We start from the raw sequence: 26018 nt of genomic DNA on the forward strand, positions 1-26018 counted from the left end.
CGGGGAGCCCGGACCGCGGCATGCGGCTACCAGTCCAGCGGGAGGGTGGCGAGGTACTGGTCGAGCAGCCCGGAGATGATCCGGTGGTCGTGGGCTGAGGGGTGCCAGTCGCAGCCGAGCCGGTCCAGCCCCGGGTCGTCGTAGTACCAGTAGCCGACCCGGCTGTCGCCCTGTGCGTTGCGCGTCCGGACCACGCGCTGGGCGGTGTCGGCGAAGACCGTGGTGGAGGCGACTGCGGTGGCGCTGACCACGAGGTGGGTGCGGGTGCCGTAGCGCGCCCGGAGCTTGTCCAGGAACCCGTGGTAGGCGCTTTCCCAGGCGGCGGCCAGGGCGTCCTGTGTGGCCCAGGGCTCGCCCGGGTTGAGCGGGGTCGAGAAGTCGTTGATGCCCAGGCCGATGACGACGAGCTGCGGCTGCCAGGTGCCCGGGTTCCGCCAGACGTCGCCGTCGACGTTCAGCAGGGCACGGTCGTAGTAGGTGCGGTAGTCGGTTCCCGGCTCACCCCCGTTGTAGTTGCGGACCATGCCGCGGCCGGAGAAGGCGTTGAGCTGGTGGTCGGCGCCGAGGCTCCTGGCGGTGAGGGCGCCGAAGGCGAGGTCGGCGTCGCTGTTGCGGTTGACCCCGCCGTTGCCGGAGCAGTCCCGCGTGCCGGAGAGGTTGCCGTAGCCGGCGGTGTAGGAGTCCCCGATGAACTCGATCTGCCTGCTGCGGGCTGCCGGCGGGGGGAGGACCTCGCCTCCGGTGGCAGGGGTGAAGCCGCCGAACCGGCCTGCGGCCCAGGTGCACTCGGTACGTTTGACGAGCCGCACGGTGTGCTCGGCGTCGGTGAGGCCGTCGATGCGGGCCGTGGTTTCGCCCGGGGTCACCAGGGTGCTGACGGACGCTCCGTCGATCTGGACGTCGTAGTCGTTGTTGGCGTCGTCGAGCACGATGCCGACGCCGGTGCCGCGGAACCGGCCTTCGAAGGCGATGCCGGGCCAGGTGTACTCGACGAACCCGTCGGCGGCCTCCCGCACCCGGCCGGCCGTGCGGAAGAGGGCTGGGGCGGACCTGCGCGAGGGCGTGGCGAGGGCGGGCCGGGCAGGAGAGGCGACGGCGGTGACGGCGCCTGCCGCCGCCGCGGCGAGTAACGTCCGCCGGGAGATGTGCTGTGTGGCCTGCATGGGGAACCTTCCGTCGTCGTGGGCGGTGCTTGCCGGTGGCGGTGCGGGCGGTGATGTGGGAGCGCTCCCGGTCGGGGGTGTGGTCTGCCGGGGGTGGGCGGGGCGTGGGGCAGTCCTGCGTCGTCGCTGTCAGCGGGGCTGGAGCCCGCTCCTTCTTGCATGCCGGGCGACCAGAAGCGGAATCCGTGCGCTCAGATCTCTCGCGGCCGACATCCAAGCGCAAGACCTGGGAGCGGACAAGGCTTTGCGCAGGCCCTCGGGCGGGCGACGTCCCGCGCCTCCAGGGGCCGTTCGCGCCGCAGCTGAGTGCCGCGCAGCAGGCCGGCCTGCGGAGGCAGGGCGCGCCCACGGGCCCACCACCCGGCTCGGCGACGAGGGCGCCGGGGCGTCGTGCCGGCCCGCGGAGTCGGGGCGGTGGCCGGCAGTGCCCGCACGGGACGGCCCTGCTCCTGCTGCCTCCGGTCCGCGGCACCCGGCGGGACAGCACAGGGGGGAGCGTTACGGTGGGTGCTCACCGCCCTTTCCGGGGCGGGAGACGGCTGCTGCCACCACGGCACGGCGCAGGAGAAAGGTACAAAGTGACCACGGTGACCGGTACGACGCTGGACGTCCCGACCCCCGACGGTGCGGCGGACGCCTACCTCGCCCACCCGGAGGGCGACGGGCCCCACCCCGGCGTCCTGATGTACATGGACGCCTTCGGTGTGCGTCCCCGTATGAGGGAGATGGCTGACCGGCTCGCCGGGCACGGCTACACCGTCCTCGTCCCCAACCTCTTCTACCGTGCCGGCCGCGCGCCGGTGGTGGAGCTGCCCGACCTGTCGGTGGCCGAGGAGCGGAGCAGGTTCTTCGAGAAGCTCGGCCCGCTGCTGAGCAGCATGACACCCGAGGTGGCGGCCCGTGACGCGGGCGCCTACCTCGACTGGTTCGCCGCCTCCCCGCTCGTCACCGACGGGCCGGTGGGCATCACCGGCTACTGCCTGGGCGGGCTGCTGGCGCTGCGCACGGCCGAGTCCCACCCCGACCGGGTGGCCGCCGCGGCGAGCTTCCACGGCGGCCGGCTGGCCACCGACGAGGACGACAGCCCGCACCTGCTGGTGGACCGGGTCCGCGCCGAGCTGTACTTCGGCCACGCCGACCAGGACCACTCCATGACGGACGAGCAGATCACCCGTCTGGAGCAGGCGCTCGACGCGGCCGGGGTGCGCTACCGCAGCGAGGTCTACAAGGGGGCGACGCACGGCTTCACGATGTCGGACACCGCCGCCTACGACGCCGAGGCCGAGGCGCGCCACTGGCGCGAGCTGATCGACCTCTTCGGCCGGACGCTGTCCGCCTGACCGCGTTCCCTCCCGGACCGGTGGGTCCGGCCGGTCCGGGGGCCGGCGCTCAGGGCCGGTGGACGGCCAGGTGCTCCACGTGCCAGGACATGGCGCGGGTGCCAGGTTCGGGGGCCGGGTGGCGTTCGCCGGCGCTGACCGAGAGGTTGACGATCAGGTATGCCTCCCAGCCCGGCCCCACCCCCGTCCCGTCGGAGAAGGCGTGCCGGCCGTCCACCCACCAGGTGACGTCCCGCGCACCGAACTCCACGGTGACCGCGAGCCGGGCTCCCGGGGCGACGCACGGTCGGCGCAGGTCGTGGCCGGCGGGGGCGTCCGGTACGTGGTTGGTCAGCTCCAGGACGTCGGGCGCGTCGGGGTGGTACTCAAGGACGTCGACCTCGTTGCCGCCGTCCCGCCAGGTCCACACCGCGGGCCAGGCGCCGAGCTGGTGCGGCAGCCTGACGTGGACGGTCAGGACGTCCCCGGTACGCACCCGGAAGTCCTCGGCGGAGCCCTCGGTGGTGAGCAGTCCGCTGTCCCAGAGGCCGTCCGGGCGGCGGGTGGCGCGGAGGGCGCCGTGGCGCGAGTGGGACGGGGCGGCCACGAGGTGGTCGAGCTTGTCGTCGGCCCGGTTGACGGGGCCGCCGTCGGGATAGGCCCAGGAACGGCCCGCGACCCACTGGCGGCGCGAGGCGAAGTCCGCGGTGAACACGGCCCGCTCGGCAGGGCATGGCGGGTGCGGGCGGCGCGGCGGGAGCGGGGCCGGGCGGCCCTCGGCCCGCGAGGGGAAGACATCGGTCACGCCCACGTCCTACCGCACCGCGGGGTGCGCCCCGCCGCAGCCACGCCGCCGGCTCTCCCCGGCCACGGGGGCATCCCCGGTCGCCCCGTACCCCGTGCGCCGGGTGGGCGCGCCCCGCCCGCGGATGGCAGGCTCCCGGGGTGGGGCAGGCCTTCCCGGCCGCCACCGGGGGCCGAACGCCAGGAGGACGCCGATGACCGAGCACCCCGAAGCCCGAGTGGAACTCTCCGACGGTGTGCGGATGCCCGCTCCCGGGTTCGGCACGTACCCGCTGGACGACGGTGCCGCGCGGGAGGCGGTGCGGGACGCACTGGAGGCCGGCTACCGGCTGGTCGACACTGCCGCCGCCTACGGCAACGAGACCGGAGTGGGGCAGGGGATCCGCGACGCCGGCGTGGCCCGCGAGGAGGTCTTCGTCACCACCAAGCTGCGGGGTGGGGCGCACGGCTACGAGGCGACCCTCGCCGCGTTCGAGGACTCGCGCCGCCGCCTGGGGGTGGACTGGGTCGACCTGTACCTCATCCACTGGCCGCTCCCCCGCCTGGACCGCTACGTGGACTCCTGGCGGGCCATGGTCCGGCTGCGCGAGGAGGGCGTGGCGCGCTCGATCGGCGTCAGCAACTTCACCGCCGAGCACCTGGACCGGCTGGAGCGGGAGACCGGTGTCCTGCCGAGCGTCAACCAGATCGAGCTGCACCCCTACTTCCCGCAGCGCGAGCAGCGTTCGGCCGACGCGGAGCGCAGTGTGGTCACCGAGAGCTGGAGCCCGTTGGGCCGCGGCGGGGACGTCCTGGCGGAGCCGGCGGTCACCGGTCCGGCGGAGCGCTACGGCGTCACGCCCGCCCAGGTGGTGCTGCGGTGGCACCTCCAGTTGGGTGTCGTCCCCATCCCGAAGTCGGCTTCCGCACAGCGGCGCCGCAGCAACCTGGACCTCTTCGGCTTCTCCCTGACGGGTGAGGAGATGGCGGCGCTCAGTTCGCTGGAGCGGGGCCGGCGCGGCGGGGACCCGCGCACGCACGAGGAGTTCTGAGCACGGCGGCGGGCGCGCCCGGTCCCGGGCCTCAGGTGACGCCGGGCCAGGCCACCGGTTCGGTGCGGCGCCGGGGCGCGTAGGCCCAGACGAGGTGGCGCACGCGGGGTGAGGTGCCGGGCACGGTCCACCGGCTCACCTCGGCCTGGAGCTTCTCGTCCAGGGCGGTGGTGCGCTCCACGTGCATGCGGACGTGTTCCTCCTCGGAGACGACCGTGTACGCCTCCAGGAAGAGGCCGGGGTCCGCCGTGTCGGCGTAGATCCCCCAGAAGGTGGCGCCGGCGCGGCGGCGGGCCCGGCCCAGGGGACGCATGGCCTCGGTGAAGGCCGCGGCGTCGTCCGGCTCGACCCGCCACTCGACGGTCACCAGCACCGGGCCCACGTCACGGCGCGGTTCCGCGGCGGTGAGGGGTTCCTCCGGCCAGTCGCGGGCGGGGCTGAGGTCGATGTCGGCGCCGCGCAGCGTCAGGGTGAAGGCGGTGGGGGTGAGGGCCAGCACCACCGCGGCCACCGTGGACAGCGCCAGGCCCGCGCCCGCGACGACGAAGGCGGTCGCCACCCCCACCCGGCCGGCCACCAGGCCCCAGCCGAATGCCCCGATGGCCTGGGCGCCCATGAAGACCAGCTGGTAGTAGGCCAGTGCACGGGTGCGGGCCCAGGCGGGGAGCAGCAGTTGGGCGTAGGCCGACACCGTCGACAGGACGGTGACCCAGGCCAGTCCGGTCAACAGCAGGGCGACGGCGACGACGAGCACCGCGTCCACCAGGCCGATGACCGCCATGGTCGCCGCGTAGAGCACCATGGCGGCGCTCACCAGGGTGTCCGCGCTGACGTGGGACCGCAGGTAGGGCAGGACGAAGGCGCCGAGGACCGCGCCGAGTCCGACGCTGCCCAGGAGCAGTCCGTACCCACCGGCGCCCAGGTGCAGCGGGCCGCGCGCGACGGTCGGCAGCAGCGCCCACAGGGCCCCGGCGAAGAGGGTGAACAGGCCCGACCTTCCCAGTACGGCACCGAACATGGGGGCGCTGCGCACGTAGCGCGCGCCGGCCCGCAGGGCGCCGCTGACGTGTTCCGCGCCGAGCGGCCGGTGGCCGGAGGGGCGGCGCCAGGCGTAGAGGACGGCGACCACCCCGAGGAAGGACAGGGCGTTCAGGCCGAAGGTGGCCTCGGGGCCCGCCCAGGAGATGAGCAGGCCGCCGACGGCGGGGCCGACGGCCCGTGCGACGTTGCCGTTGGCGCTGTTGAGCAGTGCGGCCTGCGGGATCTCATCGGCGCTGACGAGTTCCGGCTGGATCGCCTGGAAGAGCGTGATGCACAGCGCCTCACCGACGGCCATCAGGGCGGTCAGGCCCAGAACCCAGGCGGACGTGGCGAAGCCCAGGGCGGTGACGGCGGCCAGGCCGCCCGCGCCGAGGAACATCACGAGCTGACCGGCGATCAGCAGGTGTCTGCGGTCCAGGATGTCGCCGACGGCTCCGGCGGGGACGACCAGGAGGAAGACGGGCAGGGTGGTGGCCGTCTGCACCAGCGCGATCTGAAGCGGTCCGCCGCCCAGGTCGCCGATGAGCCACTGTGCGCCGACGGTCTGCATCCAGGTGCCGACGTTGGCGACGAGCTGGGCGAGCCAGAGTGCGGTGAACATGCCGCGACGCAGGGGTGCCCACACGGAGGAGCCGGTCTCGGCGGTGCCGGGCGAAGCGGTCACGGGGCGCACTCCTGGCGGTGCGGGAGGACGGACGGGCCGCCTCGCGAGGGGCGGACGGGGTCAGGAAGGTCTTCCCGTCGCGGCGCTGCCCGGCGACGGGCCCCCGGCCGGTCCACCCGGTCGGCGCAGCGTGGGTGAGACGCCCGGCCGGCGGTGTCAGACTGCGGTGGTGGCAGCGAGGCGCAGCGCGGGACTGATGGTGTACCGGCGGCCGGCAGGCGGTGTGGAGGTGCTTCTCGGGCACATGGGCGGGCCGTTCTGGGCTCGTAGGGAGGCCGGGGCGTGGACGGTCCCCAAGGGTGAGTACGAGGCGCCGGAGGAGGCCTGGGAGGCGGCACGCCGGGAGTTCCGTGAGGAGTTGGGGCTGGAGCCGCCGGGGGGCGCGCCGGTGCCGCTGGGCTCGGTGCGGCAGCGCGGCGGCAAGGTGGTGGAGGCCTGGGCGGTCGAAGGGGAGGTGGACCTGGCCGCCTTCGCCCCGGGGACCTTCGAGATGGAGTGGCCCAGGGGGTCGGGCGTGCTGCGCGCCTTCCCCGAGCTGGACCGGGTGTCCTGGCACGGGTGGGATTCGGCGCGTGCGCTGCTGGTGTCCGGTCAGCACGCCTTCCTCGACCGCCTGGCGGAGCACCTGGCGCAGTCGGGGTGAGGTGAGGTGAGGGGCAGGGCCTGCCCGGTGGGCGGACAGTGCCGGCGGGGTGGGCGCTCACCTCATCGGCCCCCCAGCGCAGGACGTCGCACCCGGCCATCGGTTACCTGGAGGGGTATCGTCCGATTTGTGGGCCTTCGCGCCGCTACGTCTGAGGAGACTCGCCATGGACACACCCGCTGCCACCTCGGTGGGGCCGGCGGAGGGCTCCGGGCCTCCCGCCGAGGACGAGGCCCCCATCCACATCCTCTGGATCAACGCGGGGCTGAGCTGTGACGGGGACTCGGTCTCCCTGACCGCGGCGACCCTGCCGAGCATCGAGGAGATCGCGCTCCAGGCGCTCCCCGGGCTTCCGAAGATCGCGATCCACTGGCCGCTGATCGACTTCGAGTCCGGTCCGGTACAGGGGGCCGACACCTTCATCGAGTGGTTCTTCAAGGGTGAGCGCGGCGAGATCGACCCGTTCGTGCTGGTGATCGAGGGTTCGATTCCGAACGAGTCCATCAAGCGGGAGGGCTACTGGTGCGGTTTCGGCGACGACCCCGAGACCGGCCAGCCGATCACGACCAGTGAGTGGATCGACCGCCTGGCGCCCAAGGCCCTGGCCGTGGTGGCGATCGGCACCTGCGCCACCTACGGCGGCATCCACGCCATGGCGGGCAACCCCACCGGTGCGATGGGGGTTCCCGACTACCTCGGCTGGGACTGGAAGTCCAAGGCGGGCATCCCCATCGTGAACGTGCCCGGCTGCCCCATCCAGCCCGACAACTTCGCGGAGACCCTGACCTACCTCCTGCACCAGGCCGCCGGCAACGCGCCGATGATCCCGCTGGACGACAAGCTCCGTCCGACCTGGCTGTTCGGGGCGACCGTCCACGAGGGCTGCGACCGGGCCGGCTACTACGAGCAGGGCCAGTTCGCCGAGACCTATGACTCCCCCAAGTGCCTGGTGAAGATCGGCTGCTGGGGTCCGGTCGTCAAGTGCAACGTCCCCAAGCGCGGCTGGATGGACGGCATCGGCGGCTGCCCGAACGTCGGTGGCATCTGCATCGCCTGCACCATGCCCGGCTTCCCCGACAAGTTCATGCCCTTCATGGACGAGCCCCCCGGCGGCCACGTCTCCACCACGGCGAGCTCCGCCTACGGAGGCGTCATCCGCAGGCTCCGCTCCCTCACGGCCAAAACGGTGGACAAGGAACCCAAGTGGCGCCACACCGGGCGTCAGCTGACCACCGGCTACGCGCCCCCCTGGTGACACCGCCCCCCAGTGCGCCGGACCGGCCCGCCCGGTCCGGCGCTCGCACGCCCGCTCCCGGCCCGCACGCCCGCCGCGGGCCGGACCGCCCCTCCCCCCGCTCGCGAAAGGCATGACGAACACGATGGCGACTTCGACGAAACCCGCAGCCGACGGCAGCGGCCTGGTGGAGATGGCCTGGGACCCGATCACCCGGATCGTGGGCAGCCTCGGCATCCACACCAAGATCGACTTCAAGCAGAAGCGGGTCGCCGAGTGCTACAGCACCTCGTCCGTCTTCCGCGGCTACAGCGTCTTCATGCGGGGCAAGGACCCCCGCGACTCGCACTTCATCACCAGCCGCATCTGCGGCATCTGCGGTGACAACCACGCCACCTGCTCGGTCTACGCCCAGAACATGGCCTACGGCGTCAAGCCCCCGCACCTCGGCGAGTGGATCATCAACCTCGGCGAGGCCGCGGAGTACATGTTCGACCACAACATCTACCAGGAGAACCTGGTGGGCGTGGACTACTGCGAGAAGATGGTCCGCGAGACCAACCCCGGCGTGCTGGAGCTGGCGGAGCGCACCGAGGCACCCCACGCCGGCGACCACGGCTACCGCACCATCGCCGACATCATGCGCTCGCTCAACCCGCTGGAGGGCGAGTTCTACCGCGAGGCGCTGCAGGTCTCGCGGTACACGCGCGAGATGTTCTGCCTGATGGAGGGGCGGCACGTGCACCCCTCCACGCTCTACCCGGGCGGCACCGGCACGATCGCCTCGGTGCAGCTCTTCACCGACTACCTCACCCGGCTGACGCGCTACGTGGAGTTCATGAAACGGGTGGTCCCGCTCCACGACGACCTCTTCGACTTCTTCTACGAGGCGCTGCCGGGTTACGAGGAGGTGGGGCGGCGCCGGGTGCTGCTGGGCTGCTGGGGCGCGCTCAACGACCCGGAGCACTGCGACTTCACCTACGCCAACATGACGGACTGGGGCCGGCGGATGTTCGTCTCCCCCGGCGTCATCGTCGACGGCAAGCTGGTCACCAACGATCTCACCGAGATCAACCTCGGCATCCGCATCCTGCTGGGCAGCTCGTACTACGAGGACTGGGAGGGGCGCGAGCAGTTCGTCACCCACGACCCGCTCGGCAACCCCGTCGACCCCCGCCACCCCTGGAACCAGCACACCATCCCGGCGCCGCAGAAGCGGGACTTCGGCGACAAGTACAGCTGGGTGATGTCCCCGCGCTGGTACGACGGCAAGGACTACCTGCCGCTGGACACCGGCGGCGGGCCCATCGCCCGCCTGTGGTCGACCGCCCTCAACGGCCTGGTGGACGTGGGCTACGTCAAGGCCACCGGTCACAGCGTCGTCATCAACCTGCCCCGGACGCTCACCAAGCCCGAGACGCGCTTCGAGTGGAAGATCCCGAAGTGGTCCAACGCGCTGGAGCGCAACCGGGCCCGCACCTACTTCCAGGCGTACATGGCGGCCATGGCACTGCACTTCGCGGAGCAGGGCCTGGCCGAGGTGCGGGCGGGACGCACCCAGACCTGGGAGAAGTTCGAGGTGCCCGACGAGGCGATCGGCTGCGGCTTCACCGAGGCGGTGCGCGGCGTGCTCAGCCACCACATGGTCATCCGGGACGGGAAGATCGCCAACTACCACCCGTATCCGCCGACCCCGTGGAACGCCAGCACGCGCGACACCTACGGCACCCCCGGGCCGTACGAGGACGCCGTGCAGAACACACCCATCTTCGAGGAGAACCCGCCCGAGAACTTCAAGGGCATCGACATCATGCGGGCGGTGCGCAGCTTCGACCCGTGCCTGCCGTGCGGCGTGCACATGTACGTCGGCGGCGGGAAGACCGTGCAGAAGATGCACGTGCCGACCGGGCTGAGCGGGATGGGCGGATGAGCGCGACGACCGAGGCAGGACACCGCCCGGCCACCGCGGCCGACCCCGAGGCCACGGCCCGCCGGGTCGAGGAGATCCTGGACCGGCTGGCCTCCGGCACCGATCCCGGTGCCGGAGCGGTCGCCGAGGAACTGGTGCGGGTGCTCATGCAGTTCTACGGCGCGGGGCTGGCGCGGCTCGCCGCCGTGCTCGCCTCGCGGGCCGGCGGGGACGGCGCGGGCCTTCGCGAGGCCGTCCTCGCCGACGAGCTGATCACCTCCCTCCTGGTCCTCCACGACCTGCACCCCGAGGACACCGCGACACGGGTGCGCCGGGCTCTGGCCGGCCTCGACCGCGTCGAACTGGTCGCCCTGGACGCCGCGGCGGGCACCCTGCGGCTGCGGGAACGCTCCGGCGGCGGCTGCGGCTGCGGCTCGGGCGGCGACGTCCGGCAGGCGGTCGCGGCGGCCCTGGCCTGCCACGCACCGGAGGTCACCGAGATCGTCCTCGAACCCGCCCAAGCCGAACTGCCGTTGCTCCAGATCGGCAGGCGGCCCGGCAAACCGGCGCCCGCCGGGCCGGTGTCGTGAGCGGCCGGACGGCGACCCGCGGCGGCCAGGGCCTGCGCGGGCTGCGGCGGTTCGTGACCGCGGTGCCGCCCGCGGCCGAGGAGCGGTGCGAGATGTGCGGGGTGGACCTGGCGACCGCCGGCCACCGCCACCTGGTGGACATCCGGCAGCGGTCCCTGGCCTGCGCCTGCACGCCCTGCGCCCTGCTCTTCGAGCAGCCCGGTGCCGCCGGGGGACGCTTCCGGGTGGTGCCCGACCGGGTGCTGCGCGGTGGGCCGCCCGCAGAGGGGGTGTGGGAGCGGTTGCGCATCCCCGTCGGTGTGGCCTTCCTCTTCCGCAACTCCGACCAGGACCGCACGGTGGCGCTCTATCCCAGCCCGGCGGGCGCCACCGAGAGCGACCTCGATCCGGCTACCTGGGAGTCGGCGCTCGTCGGCACGGGCCTCGCGACCGCCGTGCAGCCGGACGTGGAGGCGCTGCTGCTGCGCCGGGCGGGCGAGCGCACCGACTGCTACCTGGTGCCCGTCGACGCCGCCTACGAACTGGTCGGCCGGATGCGGCTGCACTGGCGGGGTTTCGACGGCGGTTCCCGGGCCCACGCCGAACTCGACGCGTACTTCGCCGGCATCGAGCGGCGCGCCCGCGACCTGCGTCCCGGGGGGCGGTCGTGACCGGTCTCTCCCCGCTCTCCTCCGCCCTGACCTTCACCTGCCTGGACGTGCGGGCCGACCCCCGAGCCGCGGGCCCCACCCTGGTGTTCCGGTTGCGGGTCTCGGCCGGGGACGACCGCCGTGTCCACGCGGTGGCACTGCGCTGCCAGTTCCGGGTGGAGCCGGGCCTGCGCGAGTACACCGACGAGGAGGCGGACGGTCTGCGCGACGTCTTCGGCGAGCGCCGGCGGTGGGGGACGACCCTCCAGCCGATGCAGTTCGCCCAGGTCTGCGTGATGGTGCCCGGGTTCTCCGGGGCCACCGAGGTCGACGTCCCGGTGCCCTGCACCTACGACATGGAAGTGGCCTCGGCGCGTTACCTGGAGGCGCTGCGGGGCGGCGAGGTGCCGTTGCTGCTGCTGTTCTCCGGCTCCGCCTTCGTCGGGCCCCGGGGCTTCCAGGTGGAGCCGGTGCCCTGGGACCGGGAGGCGACCTGCCGGCTGCCGGTCGCGGTCTGGCGGGAGATGGTGGAGCAGCACTTCCCCGGCTGCGGGTGGCTGCGGCTGCCGAGGCCGACGATGGACGCGCTGCTCGCCTTCCGTTCCCGCCACGCCCTCCCCACCTGGGAGGCCACCGTCGAGGCACTGCTGGCGCGGTCCGCCGACGGCCACCCCGGGACCGCCCGGGCCCAGGAGGTCCGGCCGCGCCCGGGCCTGGCCCGGCTGCTGCAGGACGAGAGGAGCGCACCGTGACGACGACGACCGGCACGCCCCCCGTCGGGGCCCGTTTCGAGGCCGCGCGGCAGGTCGCCGACGCGGTGCTGCTGGAGGGCTACGTCCTCTACCCCTACCGGGCCTCGGCATCCAAGAACCGGCTGCGCTGGCAGTTCGGCGTACTGGTGCCTCCCGGCTGGGCCACCGGGGGTGAACACAGCCATCAGCGCACCGAGTTGCTGCTGGAGCCACGCGGTGACGCCCAGGTCGAGGCCGAGCTGCGGTTCCTGCGGGCGCGCCGCCGCGGCGTCCAACGCCTGTGTCCCGGCGGCGGCTTCGAGGACTGCGAGCGGATCGAGCTGCCGGACCGGGTGGTGACCGCCTGGGACGAGGGCGTCGTGGAGACCCTCACCTTCACCGTGCCCTCGGCGCACCTGACGCAGGGGCCGGTCGACTTCCCGTTCCACTGCGAGGCGCGGGAGGAGACCGAGGAGGTCGCGGACGCGGCCGGCACGGTGCTGGGGCGGCTGGTCCGCCGCAGCTCACCGGTGACCGGACGGCTGCGTCTGGAGGCCGCCGAACTGCCGGGCCCCTACCGCACGCTGCGCCTGTGCGCACTGGTCGAGAACCTCAGCGACTGGACACCGCGCACGGCCGGGGAGGACCGGGCCGCGGCGCTGCCGCACTCCCTGATCGCCACCCACCTCCTGCTCGGCGTGGACCGGGGCGCCTTCCTGTCGGTGACCGATCCGCCTCAGTGGGCGTCAGGGGCGGTCGCCGAGTGCCGCAACGAGAACACCTGGCCGGTGCTGGCGGGGGCGGACGGCGGCGGCGACGTGGTGCTCTCCTCCCCCATCATCCTCGGCGACCATCCGGCCGTTGCCCCCGAGAGCGCGGGGGAGTTCCACGACGCCACGGAGATCGACGAGATGCTCGCGCTGCGCACCCTGACCCTCACCGACGAGGAGAAACGCGAGGTGCGGGGGACCGACGAGCGCGCCGCGGCCGTGGTGGACCTGGCCGACACCCTGCCGCCGGAGGTGATGGAGCGCCTGCACGGGGCCGTCCGTTCGCTGCGTGAGGTCACCCGGGAGGCGCCCGGGGAGTCCGGCGAGGGGTCCTGGGAGGACGCGCTGCGAGGGGTGGTGCGCCCGGACGCCCCCTGGTGGGACCCGGCCGCCGACCGCTCGGTGGACCCCACGCGCGACCGGGTGGCGGTCGAGGGCGGCCAGGTGGGCGCCGGTGACCGGGTGCGGCTGCGGCCCGGGGCCCGCCGCACCGACGCCCAGGACCTCTTCCTCCACGGCCGCACCGCCACCGTGGAGGCCGTGCTGCACGACGTGGACGGCGGCGTGCACGTGGCCGTCACCGTCGACGGCGACCCCGGCGCCGACCTGCGGCGCCTCCAGGGCCGCTTCCTGTACTTCCAGCCCGACGAGGTGAGCCGCGAGGTGGAGCGGTGACCGGGACGGGCGGGCAGGCGGGGCTGCGCACCCTGGTGGCCGGGGTCGGCAACGTCTTCCTCGGCGACGACGGCTTCGGCGTGGAAGTGGCGCGCCGGCTGCGCGAGGTCCCGCTGCCCGGGCACGTGGAGGTCGTGGACGTCGGGGTGCGCGGCGTCCACCTGGCCTACCAGCTCCTGGACGGCTACGACACGCTCGTCCTGGTGGACGCCACCTGCCGGGGCAGCGCCCCGGGCACCCTCCACCTCCTCGACGTCGACGACGCGGAGGAGGGCCGGCCGGTGGCCGCGGTGCTGGACGGGCACCGGATGACGCCGGACGCGGTCCTGGCCCTGCTCGCCACCCTGTGCAGCGGCACCGGGGCGGCCAGGCCGCGCCGGGTGTGGGTGGTGGGCTGCGAACCCGCGACGGTCGAGGAGGGCATCGGCCTGTCGGCGCCGGTCGCCGCGGCCGTGGAGGGGGCCGTCCGCATGGTCGTCGAGGTGGTGACCGAGACGTCGCCGGCCCCGTCGGGTCCGGCGCACACCGAACGAGAGGAGCACACCCCATGCTGAAGTACGTCCTGTGCGGCGCGGCGGCTGCGGGCGTCGCCGCGGCCGTCGTCCAGATGCTGCCGGACATCAGGCGGTACCTGCGCATCCGCGCCATGTGAGCCGCGGGGCGGCCGGCCCGCTCCGGCCGCCCCCGCCACTGCACCGAACGGCGGACGCCCCGGCCCGCGGCGGCGCGCCGGGCCGTGCGCCGGGGGCCGCTCCCCTGTAATGGGCCGGGCGGCTCAGCCGTTCCGTGAAGACGCGACCGGCCTCAGCCCGGCCGCCGGGTCTCGATCAGCAGAAGGGTGCGGCGGTGCACGAGATGTCGATCGCCGTGGCCGTGGTGGAGCAGGTGGAGGAGGCGGCGGTCGCCGCCGGCGCGGACTCGGTGGCCTCGGTGGCCCTGCGGGTCGGCGAGTTGGCGGGCGTGGTGGCCGACTCGCTCCACTTCTGCTTCGAACTCGCCTGCGCCGGCACCCGGCTGGCGGGTGCGGAACTCACCGTGGAGACGGTGCCCGGGCGGGCGCGCTGCGGACGGGGGCACGAGTGGGCGGTGGGGATGCCGCCGACGCTCGTCTGCCCGCGGTGCGGCGGGTCGGACGTCGAGCTGCTGGCCGGACGCGAGTTGCAGATCGACCGCGTGTGCTGGCGTGAGCCGGTGTTCGCGGACCAGGGCCCGACTTCCTCCGAGGAGAGTTGAGACGATGTGCCGTGCCGTCGACCTCCAGAGCGCCGTACTCGCCAAGAACGACGCCGCCGCCCACCGGTTGCGGGCGGACATGACACGCCGCGGGACCACCGTGGTCAACCTCCTCTCCAGCCCCGGTAGCGGCAAGACAGCCCTTCTGGAGGGGGAGTTGACGCTGGCCCGGGAGCGGGGTGTCGCGGTAGCCGCGCTCACGGCCGACCTGGCGACCGAGAACGACGCGAGGCGGCTGGCCCGCTCCGGGGTGCCGGTCCGGCAGGTGCTGACGGACGGTCTGTGCCACCTGGAGTCGGCCATGCTGCGGGAGCACGTCGAGGGCTGGTTGCCCGCCGGCACCCGGCTGCTGTTCGTCGAGAACGTCGGGAACCTGGTCTGTCCCGCCTCCTACGACCTCGGCGAGTCACTGCGGGTGGCGCTGGCCTCGGTCACCGAGGGCGAGGACAAGCCGTTGAAGTACCCCACCGCGTTCGGGCTGGCGCACCTGGTGGTGGTGACCAAGACCGACCTGGCAGCGGCGGTGGACTTCGACGAGGCCACCTTCCGCGCCAACGTCGAGCGGATCAACCCGGGGGTGGAGGTGCTCATGACCTCGGTCCGGGCCGGGACGGGCGTCGGCGGCATCCTGGACCGGGCGCTGGCCGCGGCCGACGGCGGCCAGGTGCACTCGCCCGTCATGGCGCGGCTGCCCGGCGACCTGGGCCACACCCACCCGCACGAGTCCCACGCACACCACCACCCGCACCCGCCGGCCTCACACACCGCCGCGTCCGACGCCTTCCCGCACCCGGCGGCCCGCGCACCGCACGACCACCACTCCCCCCTCGCGCCGCCGCCCGGTGAGGGCCCCGGTCAGGCGCTGGCGGGCGGAGCCGCCCCCTCCGCGTCGTGACGGAGACGACCACGACCGCCACGACCGACCCGGTCCGGCGGCGCGTCACCGTCCGCGGCGTCGTCCAGGGCGTGGGGTTCCGGCCGTTCGTCCACACCCTGGCGACCTCGCTGGGGCTGGCCGGCCAGGTGGCCAACACCGGCGAGGGCGTGGTGGCCGAGGTCGAGGGCGCCCAGCGGGCCGTCGAGGAGTTCTGCGTCCGCGTGGTCCGCCAGGCGCCCGGCCTCGCCCGCGTGGAGCAGGTGGAGCACTCCCCGTTGCCGCTGGGCGGGGAGCGGGGGTTCACCATCGTCGCCTCGCGGGCCGCGGGCGGCGGGACGCTGGTGCCGCCGGACACCGCCACCTGCGAGGCGTGCCTGCGCGAGCTGCGCGACCCGCATGACCGCCGGTACCGCCACCCCTTCGTCACCTGTACGCACTGCGGGCCGCGGTTCACCATTGTCACGGCGCTGCCCTACGACCGGCCCGCCACCACCATGGCCGCCTTCGCGATGTGCCCGGCCTGCGCCCGCGAGTACGCCGACCCCGCCGACCGGCGCTTCCACGCCCAGCCCGTCTCCTGCCACGACTGCGGGCCCCGGCTGTGGCTGGAGACGACGCCGGCCGCGGGCGCGGGGGATCTCCCCGCGGACCCGGTGGCGGCGGCGCGCACGCTGCTGGGGCGCGGCGCCGTCCTGGCCGTGAAGGGGCTGGGTGGCTACCACCTGGCCTGTGACGCCCTGGACGAGGCCGCGGTACGGCGGCTGCGGCAGCGCAAGGGGCGGGGGGACAAGCCGTTCGCGGTGATGGCCGCGGACCTCGCGGCGGTGGAGCCGTGGCTGGAGGTGGGCGCGGCCGAGCGGTCGCTGCTGACCGGGCCGGTGCGGCCGATCGTGCTGCTGCGCCGCCGCAGGCCGTTCCGGCAGCCGGCCCCCTGGTGCGAGGCGGTGGCGCCGGGGAGCCCCGACCTCGGCGTCATGCTGCCCTACACCCCCCTGCACCACCTGCTGTTCGGCCTGCCGGGCGACGCTCCGGGGCCGCGGGTCCTGGTGATGACCAGTGGCAACCTCTCCGGCGAACCGCTGGTCAGTCAGGACGCGGAGGCGCGGGCCCGGTTGGCGCCGCTGGCCGAGGCCCTGCTCGGCCACGACCGGCCCGTCCACGTGCCGTGCGACGACTCGGTGGTGCGCATCTGGGACGAGGAGCCGCTGGTCCTGCGGCGCGGCCGCGGCTACGCGCCGCTCCCGGTGCGGCTCCCCGTGCCCGTCCGGCCCTCGCTGGCGGTCGGCGGGGACCTGAAGAACGCGTTCGCGCTGGGCGACGGGGAGCGTGCCTGGCTCTCGGCGCACGTCGGCGACATGGACGACCTCGCCACGCAGCGGGCCCTCACCAGGGCCGAGGCGGCCCTGGAGGTGGTCAGCGGGGTCCGCCCGGGGCTGCTGGTGGCCGACCGCCACCCCGGGTACCGGTCGGTGGGCTGGGCGGAGCGGGTGGCTGCGGGGCGGCCGGTGGCCAGGGTGCAGCACCACCATGCGCACATCGCCTCGGTGATGGCCGAGAACGGCCTGGACGGCGGGGCCCCGGTGATCGGGGTGGCGTTCGACGGGACGGGCTACGGCGACGACGGGGCGGTGTGGGGCGGCGAGGTGCTGCTCGCGGACTACGCGGGGTACCGCAGGTTCGCGCACCTGGCCTACGTGCCGCTGGCGGGCGGTGACGTCTCGGTGCGCCGTCCCTACCGGATGGCGCTTGCGCACCTGTGGGCCGCCGGCCTTCCGTGGGACCCGGACCTGCCGTGCGTGGCGGCCTGCCCACCGGACGAACTGGCTGTATTGCGGACCCAGTTGGAGCGCGGGCTGAACGCCGTGCCGACGTCCAGCATGGGGCGGCTGTTCGACGCGGTGGCCTCCTTGGCCGGGGTGCGGCAGGTCGTCGACCACGAGGCGCAGGCCGCCGTCGCGCTGGAGTCGCTCGCCCGGCACCAGGACGGGAGCGGGGCGGGGTACCGGTTCGCCCTGCGGCCGGGCCCGGTGGGCGGCGCGGAACTGGTCGCCGATCCCTCGCCGGTGCTCGCCGCCGTGGTGGCCGACGTCCGGGCCGGGGCACCGCCTCAGGTGGTGGCGGGGCGCTTCCACGCCGGGGTGGCGGCCCTGGTGGGCGAGCTGGCCGGCCGGGCCCGGGACACACACGGCCTGGGCGTGGCGGCGCTGAGCGGCGGGGTCTTCGCCAACGCCGTGCTGGCGCAGGGCTGTGCGCGCCTGCTGCGCGGTGACGGCTTCCACGTGCTCCGCCACCGGCTGGTGCCGCCGAACGACGGCGGTCTGGCCCTGGGCCAGCTGGCGGTGGCAGCCCGCGCCGCCGCGCCGGCCGCCGCCACCTGAGGACCGCGGCGACCGCCGCTCCTTCCACCCGACGTCGAGAAGCGAGGAGTAGGACCATGTGCCTGGCCGTACCGGGCAGAGTCGTGGAGATCGAGGACCGGGACGGGACCCGGATGGCCACCGTCGACTTCGGCGGCGTGGTGAAGGAGGTGTGCCTGGAGTACCTGCCCGACCTCCAGGTCGGCGAGTACGCCATCGTCCACGTCGGTTTCGCCCTCCAGCGTCTGGACGAGGAGTCGGCCCGCCGCACCCTCGCCCTCTTCGAGGAACTCGGCCTGCTCCAGGAGGAGTTCGGCGATCCATGGGAGGCGGCCGCCGCGGAGGCCGGTGCCGCCGTGCCCGCCCCCACCGCACCGGGTGCAGCCCCCGCCACCGCATCGGAGGTCGAGCGATGAAGTACGTCGAGGAGTTCCAGGACCCGCAGCTCGCCGAACGCCTGCTGGCGGACATCCGGGCCACCGTCACCCGCCCCTGGGCGCTGATGGAGGTGTGCGGGGGCCAGACCCACTCCATCATCCGGCACGGCCTGGACCAGTTGCTGCCCGAGGGCCTGGAGCTCATCCACGGCCCGGGCTGCCCGGTGTGCGTGACGCCTCTGGAGGTCATCGACAAGGCCCTGGAGATCGCCGCGCGTCCGGAGGTGATCTTCTGCTCCTTCGGCGACATGCTGCGGGTGCCCGGGAGCCGCAGCGACCTGTTCCGGGTACGCAGCGAGGGCGGGGACGTGCGGGTGGTCTACTCGCCGCTGGACGCGTTGCGCGTGGCGCGGGAGAACCCCGACCGGGAGGTGGTGTTCTTCGGGATCGGGTTCGAGACCACCGCCCCGCCGAACGCCATGACGGTGTACCAGGCGCGCCGGCTGGGCGTGCGCAACTTCAGCCTGCTGGTCTCGCACGTCCGGGTTCCCCCCGCCATCGACGCCATCCAGAACTCGCCCGACTGCCGGGTCCAGGCCTACCTGGCCGCCGGCCACGTGTGCAGTGTGATGGGCACCGAGGAGTACCCGGAGCTGGCCCGCCGCCACCGGGTGCCGATCGTGGTGACGGGTTTCGAGCCGCTGGACATCCTGGAGGGGGTGCGGCGGGCGGTGCGCCAGCTGGAACGGGGCGAGCACACGGTCGACAACGCCTACCCGCGCGCGGTGCGTGCGGAGGGGAACCCGGCGGCCCGCGAGATGCTGCGGGACGTCTTCGAGGTGACCGACCGGGCGTGGCGCGGCATCGGCGTGATCCCGGTCAGCGGCTGGCGGCTCTCCGAGCGCTACCGGGAGTACGACGCGGAGCACCGGTTCTCGGTGACGGGGATCGAGACGCTGGAGCCGGCGGCCTGCCGCAGCGGCGAGGTGCTGCAGGGGCTGCTCAAGCCGCACGAGTGCGAGGCGTTCGGGACCACCTGTACGCCTCGCAACCCGCTGGGCGCCACCATGGTCTCCAGCGAGGGCGCCTGCGCCGCGTACTACCTCTACCGCCGGCTCGCGACGCCGGCCGCAGCCAGGGAGGCGACCCCCGTTGTCTGACGTCACCACCTCACCCGGTGGACTCGCACCACAGCCCCGCGAGGCGCCGGACTTCTCCGGCTGGACCTGCCCGGCGCCGCTGCGTGACCACCCGCGGGTGGTCATGGGCCACGGCGGCGGGGGCGCGCTCTCGGCGGAGCTGGTGCGCCACCTCTTCCTGCCGGCGTTCGGCACCGAGGGCGACCGGCTCTCGGACTCCGCCCGCTTCACCCTGGGCGGCGCCCGGCTGGCCTTCTCCACCGACTCCTTCGTGGTGCGCCCGCTGTTCTTCCCCGGCGGCAGCATCGGGGACCTGGCGGTCAACGGGACCGTCAACGACCTGGCGATGAGCGGGGCGTCCCCGGCCTACCTCAGCTGCGCGGCGGTGCTGGAGGAGGGGGTGGAGATGTCCGTGGTGGCGCGGATCGCCGAGGCGATGGGCGAGGCGGCGCGCCGGGCGGGCGTGTCGGTGGTCACCGGCGACACCAAGGTGGTGGAGGCGGGACACGGCGACGGCGTCTACCTCAACACCGCCGGGGTGGGACTGGTCCCCGACGGTGTCGACCTGCGTCCGGAGCGGGTGGTGCCCGGTGACGTGGTGCTGGTCAGCGGGGCGATCGGGCTCCACGGGGTGGCCATCATGAGTGTCCGCGAGGGCCTGGAGTTCGGTGTGGAGGTGGCCAGCGACTGCGCTCCGCTGGCGGGGCTGGTCCAGGCGATGCTCGCCGTCACCGGCGACCTGCACGTGCTGCGCGACCCCACCCGGGGTGGCGTGGCGGCGGCCCTGAACGAGATCGCGGCGTCCTCGGGCACCGGGGTGGTCCTCCACGAGCGGGCGCTGCCGGTGCCGGACCCGGTCGCCAACGCCTGCGCCGTGCTGGGGCTGGACCCCCTCTACGTCGCGAACGAGGGGAAGCTGGTGGCCTTCGTGCCGCGGCAGCACGCGGAGGCGGTGCTGGCGGCGATGCGTGCCCATCCCCTGGGCGCGGAGGCGGCGGTGGTGGGTGAAGTCGTCGCCGACCATCCGGGCATGGTGGTGGCGCGCACCGGTTTCGGCGGTACCCGCGTCGTCGACCTGCCCCTGGGGGAACAGCTCCCTCGCATCTGCTGAGCGGGGAGCTCAAGGGCTGTGGTGGGCGGGCCCGGTTCGCCGGGCCCGCCCCTGCTGCCGTCAGCCGGCCCGGCGCCCGGTGTCGGAACCGCGCGGGTCGACACCGGTGTAGGACTCCGCGTCCTTGTGGCCGCTGGGGCGCTGGGAGCGGCCGTGGGCGCCCTTGCCGCGGCGGCCTTCCTCCTTGTTGCGCGCGGCCCGTTCCTCACCGCGCCGGGAGTCGCTCCTGACCTCCTCCCCGGGCACGCCGCTGCGCTCCTCCCGTGCGGGTGTGCGCCCGCTGCCGGGCTCGGGGGCGTGCTCGTCGGGGGCGAAGGAGCGTTCGGCGCTCGGGTTGTCCTGCTTCCTGGTGGTGTCGACGTCGGGGGACCAGCCGTGCTGACCGGTGCCCTTGTGCGGGGTCGCGCCCTCGCCGTGCTGGGGGTGGGACCGTGAGCGGTCGTCTTTCGCCATCGGCTTCCCTGCCTGTCGGGGCTCCGCCCGGCCTGCGGCGCCGCGGCACCAGGACGGGCCTGTTCCTCCTCCGAGGGTAGCCAGCCAAACCGCATATCACACAAAAAGGCCATACAGGGATGAGCGTCCCGCCCCGGAGGCCGTCACGGTGCCGCGACCTCGCGTACGCACCATCGTGACGGGGCACCTGGAAGGCGTTCGGCGGTGCCTGCCGTGACCGGTCGGGCCCGCCCGCAGTCCTGCCATCAGGGAAGCCGCGAGTCACGGGAGTGGCGTGTGAACAGCGCACAGTTGCTGAAGGACGGGTTCGAACGCATCAGTGAGGTGGTGCACGACGCGGTGGAGGGGTTGTCGCCGGAGGAGCTCGGCACCCGCCTGGAGGGCCGGTCGAACTCCGTGGCGTGGCTGGTGTGGCACCTGAGCCGGGTCCAGGACGACCACGTCGCCGACGCGGCCGGCACCGAGCAGGTGTGGACCGCCGAGGGCTGGGCGGACCGCTTCGCCCTGCCATTGCCGGAGGGCTCCACCGGCTACGGTCACTCCTCGCAGGACGTGGCGGCCGTACAGGTCGACTCCGCGCAGACCCTCCTCGGTTACTTCGACGCCGTGCACGCCGCGACGCTCGCCTTCGTCGAGGGCCTGGACGACGCGGACCTGGACCGGGTGGTGGACGAGGGCTGGGACCCGCCGGTCACCCTGGGTGTGCGACTGGTCAGCGTGGTCTGCGACGACCTCCAGCACGCGGGTCAGGCGGCGTTCCTGCGCGGGCTGCTGGCCGGGGGCTGACCCTGATCCGGCGGCCTGGCCGGCCGCCGGATTCCCGGCTGCGCGGGGGCAGGCACCGGTGGCATGCTGTGCGGCGTGAGCGACCAGTGGATCCCCTGTGACATCGACCCCGCACTGCACCCCCTGGTGAGCGCGCGGTTGCGGCGGGGCCCGGTAAGGCTCACCGTCGACGGCACCTCCACACTGGGACACCTGGTGGAGTCGGTGGGCGTGCCGCTCACCGAGGTCGGCGTCCTGCTGGCGGACGGCGCCCCGGTCCCCGCCTCCCACCTGCCCTCACCGGCGGAGCACGTGGCGGTGCGTGCGGTGAGCCGCCCGCAGCAGGTCCCGGGGGCGCCGCTGCGCTTCCTGCTCGACGTCCACCTGGGCACGCTCGCACGGCGGTTGCGGCTGCTGGGCGTCGACGCGGCCTACGACAGCGTGGACGCGGGCGACCCGGCGCTGGCGGCGCGTTCGGCGGCCGAACGCCGGGTGCTGCTCTCGCGCGACCGCGGGCTGCTCCAGCGGCGGGAGCCGTGGGCCGGCGCGTACGTCTACAGCCACCGCCCGGAGGAGCAGGTACGCGACGTGCTGGGCCGCTTCCGTCCGCAGCTCCGCCCCTGGACACGGTGCACGGCCTGCAACGGCACCCTGCGGGAGGCCGGCGCCGACGAGGTGCACGAGGCGCTGGAGGGCGGCACCCGGCGCAGCTACGAGGTGTTCGCCCGGTGCACCGCGTGCGGCAAGGTGTACTGGCGCGGGGCCCACTTCGCGCGGCTGGACGCGATGGTGCGGGAGGCCGTCGCCGAGTTCGGGGCCGTCCCGCCGGGGTGAGCGCAGCGCCCACGGCCCGGCCGGGGCGCCGCGTCAGGAGGTGGTGATCGGGCGGGCGCTGACCGGGGTGCGCACGTCCTGGTGGCCGCCGCTGGCGACCATGCGGACCTCGCCCTGGTCGCTGATCTCCGCCCGTACGATGCCGGTCTCGTCCTCGTAGATGGGGTTGCCACTCGCGCCCGCCGCCTCGGTGCGGTGGACCGTCATGACCTCCTCCCCCACTGCGGGGGACCGGAAGACGAGTTCGTAGTGGTCGGGGTGTGCCATGGGGGCCTCCCAGAAGCGCTCAGCCCTCGAAAGGGGCCGGGGCACGACGTCGGGCACCGGCGGGCACGGTCGCGGCGCGACCGAACACTCCTCCGAGTCTGACCCGGCGCCGAGCCGGACGCACCTCGGGCCGCCCCTCCCCCGCCGCTGCCCGCCCCGCAGCGCGGGCAGCGGCCGGGAGAACGGCGCTCACCAGGCCAGTGGCAGCTCCAGCGGGTAGCGCCAGATCGACTCGGTGTTCCACCGCACCTCCTGCGCGGGGACCGCCAGGCGCAGCCCCGGGAAGCGCGACAGCAGCGTCCCGATCGCGGCCTGCAGCTCCATGACGGCCAGCGGCGAGCCGATGCAGTGGTGGGAGCCCCAGCCGAAGGTCATGTGGCCGGTGGCGGAGCGGCCGACGTCCAGGGTGTCGGCCCCGTCGAACTTCGCGGGGTCGCGGTTGGCGGCTAGGTAGGACACGTGGACCACGTCACCGGCGCGGATGAGCACACCGCCGACCTCGACGTCCTCCGTGGCCACCCGCGGGATGCCCACCCCCTTGCGGAAGGGGATGTAGCGCAGCAGCTCCTCCAGGGCGTCCGGCCACCGCTCGGGTTCGGCCCGGACCTTGGCCAGTTCCGCGGGGTGGGTCAGGAGGGTGTAGACGATGTTGCCGAGCTGGTAGGTGCTGGTGTCGTGACCGGTCATCAGCAGCACCATGGCCATGACGGTCAGCTCGTGGGCGTCCAGCCGCTCCCCGTCGTCGTCCCGCGCGGTGGCGAGCACGCTCACCAGGTCCTCGCCGGGGCGGCGTCGGCGCTCCGCCGTCAGGTCGGCGAAGTAGGCCCGCAGCTCCGCCTTGGCGCGGACGGCGTCCTCCTGCCGCGCCCGGTCGGTGGAGGCCATCGTGACCACCCTGCGGCGCAGTTCCGCCCGGTCGGCCTCCGGGACGTCGAGGACCTCGCAGATGGTCGTCAGGGGCAGCTTCGAGGAGACGTGGTGCACGAAGTCCGCAGGTGCGCCGGCCGCGGTCATGTCGTCGAGCAGGCCGTCCACGATGCGCTGGGTGGCGGGGCGCATCGCGTCGACCCGGCTCTTGGTGAAGGCCTGGGAGACCACGCTGCGCACCCGGCTGCTGGCCGGCGGGTCCATGAGGTTCAGGGACTCGGACTGGACGATGGGCTCGGGCGTCATGCGGGGGAAGTCCCGGCCCGCGACGGCGGACCGGCTGAAGCGGCGGTCCGTGGTGACCACCCGGACGTCCTCGTACCGGGTGACCAGCCAGGCCTCGCCCTCCCCGTAGGACATGCGGATACGGCTGACCGGTGTGTCGGTCATCAGCCGCCGCAGCACGGGGTCGAAGTCGAGCCCCTCGCTGAAGTCGAAGGGGCAGGTCTCGGGTGCGCCGAGGGTGTCCACACCGGTCTCCGTCTCCCGGCACCGCCGACCGGTGCCGTAAGTGAGCGATCGCACACCCACGGTAGTCGCGCCGGGCCGCTGACGTCCGGGGGACGTGGGCCGTAAGGGGGTTCACGCCCCGGGCGCCCGGACCCTCTCCACCGGCGACGCGGGCTCCGGGTACACCGGACGGCGGAGCCCGGCCGGCACGCACACCGGGGCGAACCGGCCCCCGGCCCCGGCGGCTTGGCCCGCGGCGCGGCCGCGGACGCCCCGGCGCGGCGTGCGGCGCCCCGGCCCTCTCGCCACACTGACCGACAGGTACCCGGCGCCCCGGCGGGGCACCGGCCGGGGGCGCCGACCGGACCGGGCGCCGCCGCCCGGCCTGCGGGTGCGGCGTGTTCCGCCCGCCGCCCGCGCACACCGACTGCGAAGGGAGTCCTGCGACATGGTCGCCGACACGAGACGACGGTCGTCCATAACCACCCCGTCCCCAGCGGTCACTGTCCGACCCGGCGAGGGGGCGGGCGCCGGCCGGTGTGCGGCGGGAGGCGTCCGGTGAGCGGGGCGGCGCAGGTGCTGGTGGTGGGGGCGGGCCCCACCGGCCTCACCCTCGCCTGCGACCTGCTGCGGCGCGGGGTGGGTGTGCTGCTGGTGGAGCGGGCCGCCGCGCTCTTCCCGGGCTCCCGCGGCAAGGGGCTGCAGCCGCGCACCCAGGAGGTCTTCGACGACCTGGGAGTGATGGCGGCGCTCACCGCGGCGGGCGGCCCGTTCCCCCCGATGGTGGCGTGGGAGGACGGGGTCCGGGGCGAGGAGTGGGAACTGCTCGGGGAGGCCGCCGGGGCGCCGGAGTCGGCCTACCCCCGGGCCTGGATGGTCCCGCAGTGGCGCACCCAGGCCGTCCTCGGCGACCGGCTGCGGGAGCTGGGGGGCGAGGTGGCGTTCGGCACCGAACTGGTCGGCCTCTGCGAGCCGGACGGGGACACCGCTCCCCTCACCGCCCGGCTGCGCGGACCGGACGGCCGCACCCGCACCGTCACCGCCCGGTACGTGGTGGGGGCGGACGGCGGGCACAGCACCGTGCGGCGGCTGGCGGGCGTGGAGATGACCGGCGCACCGGTGGACGCCACCACGACGCTCATCGCCGACCTGGAGGTGCCGCGGCTGGACCGGGCCAACTGGCACGTCTGGCCCAAGGCGCCCGGTGGCTCGCTGCTGCTGTGCCCCCTGCCCGGCACCCGCGAGTTCCAGCTCTCCGCCCACTTCCGCGAGGGGGCGCCGCAGGCCGGTGACGAGGCGGTGCGGCGGCTGGTGGCCGAACGCACCCACCTGCCGGCGGACGCGGTCACCAGGGTGCGCTGCGCCTCGCACTACCGGCCCCGGGTCGCACTGGCCGAGCGGTACCGGGTGGGCCGGGTGCTCCTCGCGGGCGACGCCGCGCACATCCACCCGCCGGGTGGTGGCCAGGGTCTGAACACCGGCGTGCAGGACGCCTACAACCTGGGGTGGAAGCTGGGACAGGTACTGCGCCACGGAGCGCCGGAGGACCTCCTGGACAGCTACGAGGAGGAGCGGATGCCGGTGGCCGCCGAGGTCCTGGACCTCAGCACCCGGCTGTACCGGGCCGGGCGGGTCCCGCAGACCGGCAACGAGGACGAGGCCGGCCGGCGCAGGCGGACGGTGCACCAGCTCTCCCTGCACTACCGGGGCCGGCGGCTCTCGGTGGACGCCCGCGCGGAGCGCGGCCCGGGACTCCGCGCCGGGGACCGGGCCGCGGACGGGGCGTGCGGGACCGGCCGGCTCCACGAGCTGCTGCGCGGACCGCAGTTCACCCTGCTGACGGTGGGCGGCGCACCGGGCCGGGTGCCGCCGGGGGTGGCGGCCCACGAGGTGACCTCGGCGGCGCTGCGGGAGACCTACGGCGAGGGGCTGTTCCTGGTCCGCCCGGACGGGTACGTCGGTCTCGCCACCGACGACCACGCCGACGTCCTCGGCTACCTGGCAGGGATGGGCGTCGCATGACGG

The 26018-nt window shown here is 74.4% G+C and carries 26 protein-coding genes; 20 read left to right on the forward strand and 6 right to left on the reverse strand.

All coding sequences use genetic code 11. From position 1 onward, the window contains the following. Positions 1–26 precede the first annotated feature (26 nt). Positions 27–1163 carry an SGNH/GDSL hydrolase family protein gene (locus tag ACFV3R_RS08700; protein WP_385577747.1) on the reverse strand — a complete coding sequence of 379 codons (1137 nt, stop codon included), beginning with the start codon at positions 1161–1163 and terminating at the stop codon, positions 27–29. 578 nt (positions 1164–1741) lie between these two features. Here ACFV3R_RS08700 and ACFV3R_RS08705 point away from each other — a divergent pair. Continuing rightward, positions 1742–2503, forward strand: coding sequence for a dienelactone hydrolase family protein (locus ACFV3R_RS08705; protein ID WP_385577750.1), 762 nt, complete (start codon positions 1742–1744; stop codon positions 2501–2503). 49 nt (positions 2504–2552) lie between these two features. Here the strand turns inward: ACFV3R_RS08705 and ACFV3R_RS08710 are convergent, their stop codons facing one another. After that, the gene (locus ACFV3R_RS08710; RefSeq protein WP_385577753.1) at positions 2553–3287 is read right to left on the reverse strand and encodes a beta-glucanase; all 735 of its coding nucleotides are present in this window, start codon (positions 3285–3287) and stop codon (positions 2553–2555) included. Positions 3288–3480: 193 nt separating this feature from the next. Between ACFV3R_RS08710 and ACFV3R_RS08715 the strand changes: the two genes are divergently transcribed. Beyond that, positions 3481–4317, forward strand: a complete 837-nt coding sequence (locus tag ACFV3R_RS08715; protein ID WP_385577756.1) for an aldo/keto reductase — start codon at positions 3481–3483, stop codon at positions 4315–4317. 31 nt (positions 4318–4348) lie between these two features. Here ACFV3R_RS08715 and ACFV3R_RS08720 read toward each other — a convergent pair whose 3' ends face one another. After that, the gene (locus tag ACFV3R_RS08720) at positions 4349–6022 is read right to left on the reverse strand and encodes an MFS transporter (protein WP_385577759.1); all 1674 of its coding nucleotides are present in this window, start codon (positions 6020–6022) and stop codon (positions 4349–4351) included. A 169-nt stretch (positions 6023–6191) separates the two neighbouring features. Here ACFV3R_RS08720 and ACFV3R_RS08725 point away from each other — a divergent pair, with 169 nt between their 5' ends. From ACFV3R_RS08725 to hypE, 15 genes are all read left to right on the forward strand, one after another. After that, positions 6192–6665: an NUDIX domain-containing protein gene (locus ACFV3R_RS08725; protein WP_385577762.1), complete on the forward strand. Its 474-nt coding sequence runs from the start codon at positions 6192–6194 to the stop codon at positions 6663–6665. A 166-nt stretch (positions 6666–6831) separates the two neighbouring features. Next, positions 6832–7920, forward strand: a complete 1089-nt coding sequence (locus tag ACFV3R_RS08730) for a hydrogenase expression protein HypE (protein ID WP_385577765.1) — start codon at positions 6832–6834, stop codon at positions 7918–7920. 124 nt (positions 7921–8044) lie between these two features. Next, complete coding sequence (locus ACFV3R_RS08735; protein ID WP_385577768.1) at positions 8045–9829, forward strand: nickel-dependent hydrogenase large subunit; 1785 nt, start codon at positions 8045–8047, stop codon at positions 9827–9829. Further along, the gene (locus ACFV3R_RS08740) at positions 9826–10398 is read left to right on the forward strand and encodes a hypothetical protein (RefSeq protein WP_385577771.1); all 573 of its coding nucleotides are present in this window, start codon (positions 9826–9828) and stop codon (positions 10396–10398) included. The genes ACFV3R_RS08735 and ACFV3R_RS08740 overlap by 4 nt, the downstream gene beginning before the upstream one ends. Further along, positions 10395–11048, forward strand: coding sequence for a DUF5947 family protein (locus tag ACFV3R_RS08745; RefSeq protein WP_385577774.1), 654 nt, complete (start codon positions 10395–10397; stop codon positions 11046–11048). Before ACFV3R_RS08740 ends, ACFV3R_RS08745 begins: the two co-directional genes overlap by 4 nt. Continuing rightward, positions 11045–11779, forward strand: coding sequence for a DUF6084 family protein (locus tag ACFV3R_RS08750; protein ID WP_385577777.1), 735 nt, complete (start codon positions 11045–11047; stop codon positions 11777–11779). The genes ACFV3R_RS08745 and ACFV3R_RS08750 overlap by 4 nt, the downstream gene beginning before the upstream one ends. Further along, positions 11776–13203, forward strand: a complete 1428-nt coding sequence (locus ACFV3R_RS08755; protein WP_385577780.1) for a hypothetical protein — start codon at positions 11776–11778, stop codon at positions 13201–13203. Before ACFV3R_RS08750 ends, ACFV3R_RS08755 begins: the two co-directional genes overlap by 4 nt. Beyond that, positions 13200–13757, forward strand: a complete 558-nt coding sequence (locus tag ACFV3R_RS08760; RefSeq protein ID WP_385577783.1) for a hydrogenase maturation protease — start codon at positions 13200–13202, stop codon at positions 13755–13757. Before ACFV3R_RS08755 ends, ACFV3R_RS08760 begins: the two co-directional genes overlap by 4 nt. Further along, positions 13751–13855 carry a DUF6893 family small protein gene (locus ACFV3R_RS08765; RefSeq protein ID WP_385577785.1) on the forward strand — a complete coding sequence of 35 codons (105 nt, stop codon included), beginning with the start codon at positions 13751–13753 and terminating at the stop codon, positions 13853–13855. Before ACFV3R_RS08760 ends, ACFV3R_RS08765 begins: the two co-directional genes overlap by 7 nt. A 194-nt stretch (positions 13856–14049) precedes the next feature. Next, the gene (locus ACFV3R_RS08770; RefSeq protein WP_385577788.1) at positions 14050–14436 is read left to right on the forward strand and encodes a hydrogenase maturation nickel metallochaperone HypA; all 387 of its coding nucleotides are present in this window, start codon (positions 14050–14052) and stop codon (positions 14434–14436) included. A 4-nt stretch (positions 14437–14440) separates the two neighbouring features. Continuing rightward, the gene (gene hypB, locus ACFV3R_RS08775; protein ID WP_385577791.1) at positions 14441–15331 is read left to right on the forward strand and encodes a hydrogenase nickel incorporation protein HypB; all 891 of its coding nucleotides are present in this window, start codon (positions 14441–14443) and stop codon (positions 15329–15331) included. Then, positions 15328–17691 carry a carbamoyltransferase HypF gene (hypF, locus tag ACFV3R_RS08780; protein ID WP_385577794.1) on the forward strand — a complete coding sequence of 788 codons (2364 nt, stop codon included), beginning with the start codon at positions 15328–15330 and terminating at the stop codon, positions 17689–17691. The genes hypB and hypF overlap by 4 nt, the downstream gene beginning before the upstream one ends. Before the next feature lie 56 nt (positions 17692–17747). Continuing rightward, positions 17748–18086: a HypC/HybG/HupF family hydrogenase formation chaperone gene (locus ACFV3R_RS08785; protein WP_385577797.1), complete on the forward strand. Its 339-nt coding sequence runs from the start codon at positions 17748–17750 to the stop codon at positions 18084–18086. Further along, the gene (gene hypD / locus ACFV3R_RS08790) at positions 18083–19207 is read left to right on the forward strand and encodes a hydrogenase formation protein HypD (protein WP_385577800.1); all 1125 of its coding nucleotides are present in this window, start codon (positions 18083–18085) and stop codon (positions 19205–19207) included. Before ACFV3R_RS08785 ends, hypD begins: the two co-directional genes overlap by 4 nt. 103 nt (positions 19208–19310) lie before the next feature. After that, on the forward strand, positions 19311–20297 hold the full coding sequence (gene hypE, locus ACFV3R_RS08795) for a hydrogenase expression/formation protein HypE (RefSeq protein ID WP_385578269.1): 987 nt from the start codon (positions 19311–19313) through the stop codon (positions 20295–20297). 60 nt (positions 20298–20357) lie between these two features. Here the strand turns inward: hypE and ACFV3R_RS08800 are convergent, their stop codons facing one another. After that, positions 20358–20750, reverse strand: coding sequence for a hypothetical protein (locus ACFV3R_RS08800; protein WP_385577803.1), 393 nt, complete (start codon positions 20748–20750; stop codon positions 20358–20360). Positions 20751–21026: 276 nt separating this feature from the next. Between ACFV3R_RS08800 and ACFV3R_RS08805 the strand changes: the two genes are divergently transcribed. Next, the gene (locus tag ACFV3R_RS08805) at positions 21027–21536 is read left to right on the forward strand and encodes a DUF664 domain-containing protein (protein WP_385577806.1); all 510 of its coding nucleotides are present in this window, start codon (positions 21027–21029) and stop codon (positions 21534–21536) included. Positions 21537–21599: 63 nt separating this feature from the next. Continuing rightward, on the forward strand, positions 21600–22349 hold the full coding sequence (locus ACFV3R_RS08810; RefSeq protein ID WP_385577809.1) for a Mut7-C RNAse domain-containing protein: 750 nt from the start codon (positions 21600–21602) through the stop codon (positions 22347–22349). A 33-nt stretch (positions 22350–22382) separates the two neighbouring features. Here the strand turns inward: ACFV3R_RS08810 and ACFV3R_RS08815 are convergent, their stop codons facing one another. Both ACFV3R_RS08815 and ACFV3R_RS08820 read right to left on the reverse strand, forming a co-directional pair. Then, a complete protein-coding gene (locus tag ACFV3R_RS08815; RefSeq protein ID WP_385577812.1) occupies positions 22383–22616 on the reverse strand; it encodes a DUF6296 family protein in 234 nt (77 codons plus the stop codon). Between the two features lie 189 nt (positions 22617–22805). Beyond that, a complete protein-coding gene (locus tag ACFV3R_RS08820; RefSeq protein WP_385577814.1) occupies positions 22806–24014 on the reverse strand; it encodes a cytochrome P450 in 1209 nt (402 codons plus the stop codon). Between the two features lie 537 nt (positions 24015–24551). Between ACFV3R_RS08820 and ACFV3R_RS08825 the strand changes: the two genes are divergently transcribed. Continuing rightward, a complete protein-coding gene (locus ACFV3R_RS08825; RefSeq protein ID WP_385577817.1) occupies positions 24552–26015 on the forward strand; it encodes an FAD-dependent monooxygenase in 1464 nt (487 codons plus the stop codon). Positions 26016–26018: the final 3 nt, after the last annotated feature.

The sequence above is a fragment of the Streptomyces sp. NPDC059740 genome (assembly GCF_042733155.1).
Taxonomy (GTDB): domain Bacteria; phylum Actinomycetota; class Actinomycetes; order Streptomycetales; family Streptomycetaceae; genus Streptomyces.

What these genes read in the sequence shown, in the direction of transcription:
- ACFV3R_RS08700 (WP_385577747.1), bottom strand. Translation starts at nt 1,163, where the DNA reads ATGCAGGCCACACAGCACATCTCCCGGCGGACGTTACTCGCCGCGGCG.
- ACFV3R_RS08715 (WP_385577756.1), top strand. Translation starts at nt 3,481, where the DNA reads ATGACCGAGCACCCCGAAGCCCGAGTGGAACTCTCCGACGGTGTGCGG.
- ACFV3R_RS08730 (WP_385577765.1), top strand. Translation starts at nt 6,832, where the DNA reads ATGGACACACCCGCTGCCACCTCGGTGGGGCCGGCGGAGGGCTCCGGG.
- ACFV3R_RS08735 (WP_385577768.1), top strand. Translation starts at nt 8,045, where the DNA reads ATGGCGACTTCGACGAAACCCGCAGCCGACGGCAGCGGCCTGGTGGAG.
- ACFV3R_RS08740 (WP_385577771.1), top strand. Translation starts at nt 9,826, where the DNA reads ATGAGCGCGACGACCGAGGCAGGACACCGCCCGGCCACCGCGGCCGAC.
- ACFV3R_RS08765 (WP_385577785.1), top strand. Translation starts at nt 13,751, where the DNA reads ATGCTGAAGTACGTCCTGTGCGGCGCGGCGGCTGCGGGCGTCGCCGCG.
- hypB (WP_385577791.1), top strand. Translation starts at nt 14,441, where the DNA reads ATGTGCCGTGCCGTCGACCTCCAGAGCGCCGTACTCGCCAAGAACGAC.
- ACFV3R_RS08785 (WP_385577797.1), top strand. Translation starts at nt 17,748, where the DNA reads ATGTGCCTGGCCGTACCGGGCAGAGTCGTGGAGATCGAGGACCGGGAC.
- hypD (WP_385577800.1), top strand. Translation starts at nt 18,083, where the DNA reads ATGAAGTACGTCGAGGAGTTCCAGGACCCGCAGCTCGCCGAACGCCTG.
- hypE (WP_385578269.1), top strand. Translation starts at nt 19,311, where the DNA reads ATGGGCCACGGCGGCGGGGGCGCGCTCTCGGCGGAGCTGGTGCGCCAC.
- ACFV3R_RS08800 (WP_385577803.1), bottom strand. Translation starts at nt 20,750, where the DNA reads ATGGCGAAAGACGACCGCTCACGGTCCCACCCCCAGCACGGCGAGGGC.
- ACFV3R_RS08810 (WP_385577809.1), top strand. Translation starts at nt 21,600, where the DNA reads ATGCTGTGCGGCGTGAGCGACCAGTGGATCCCCTGTGACATCGACCCC.
- ACFV3R_RS08815 (WP_385577812.1), bottom strand. Translation starts at nt 22,616, where the DNA reads ATGGCACACCCCGACCACTACGAACTCGTCTTCCGGTCCCCCGCAGTG.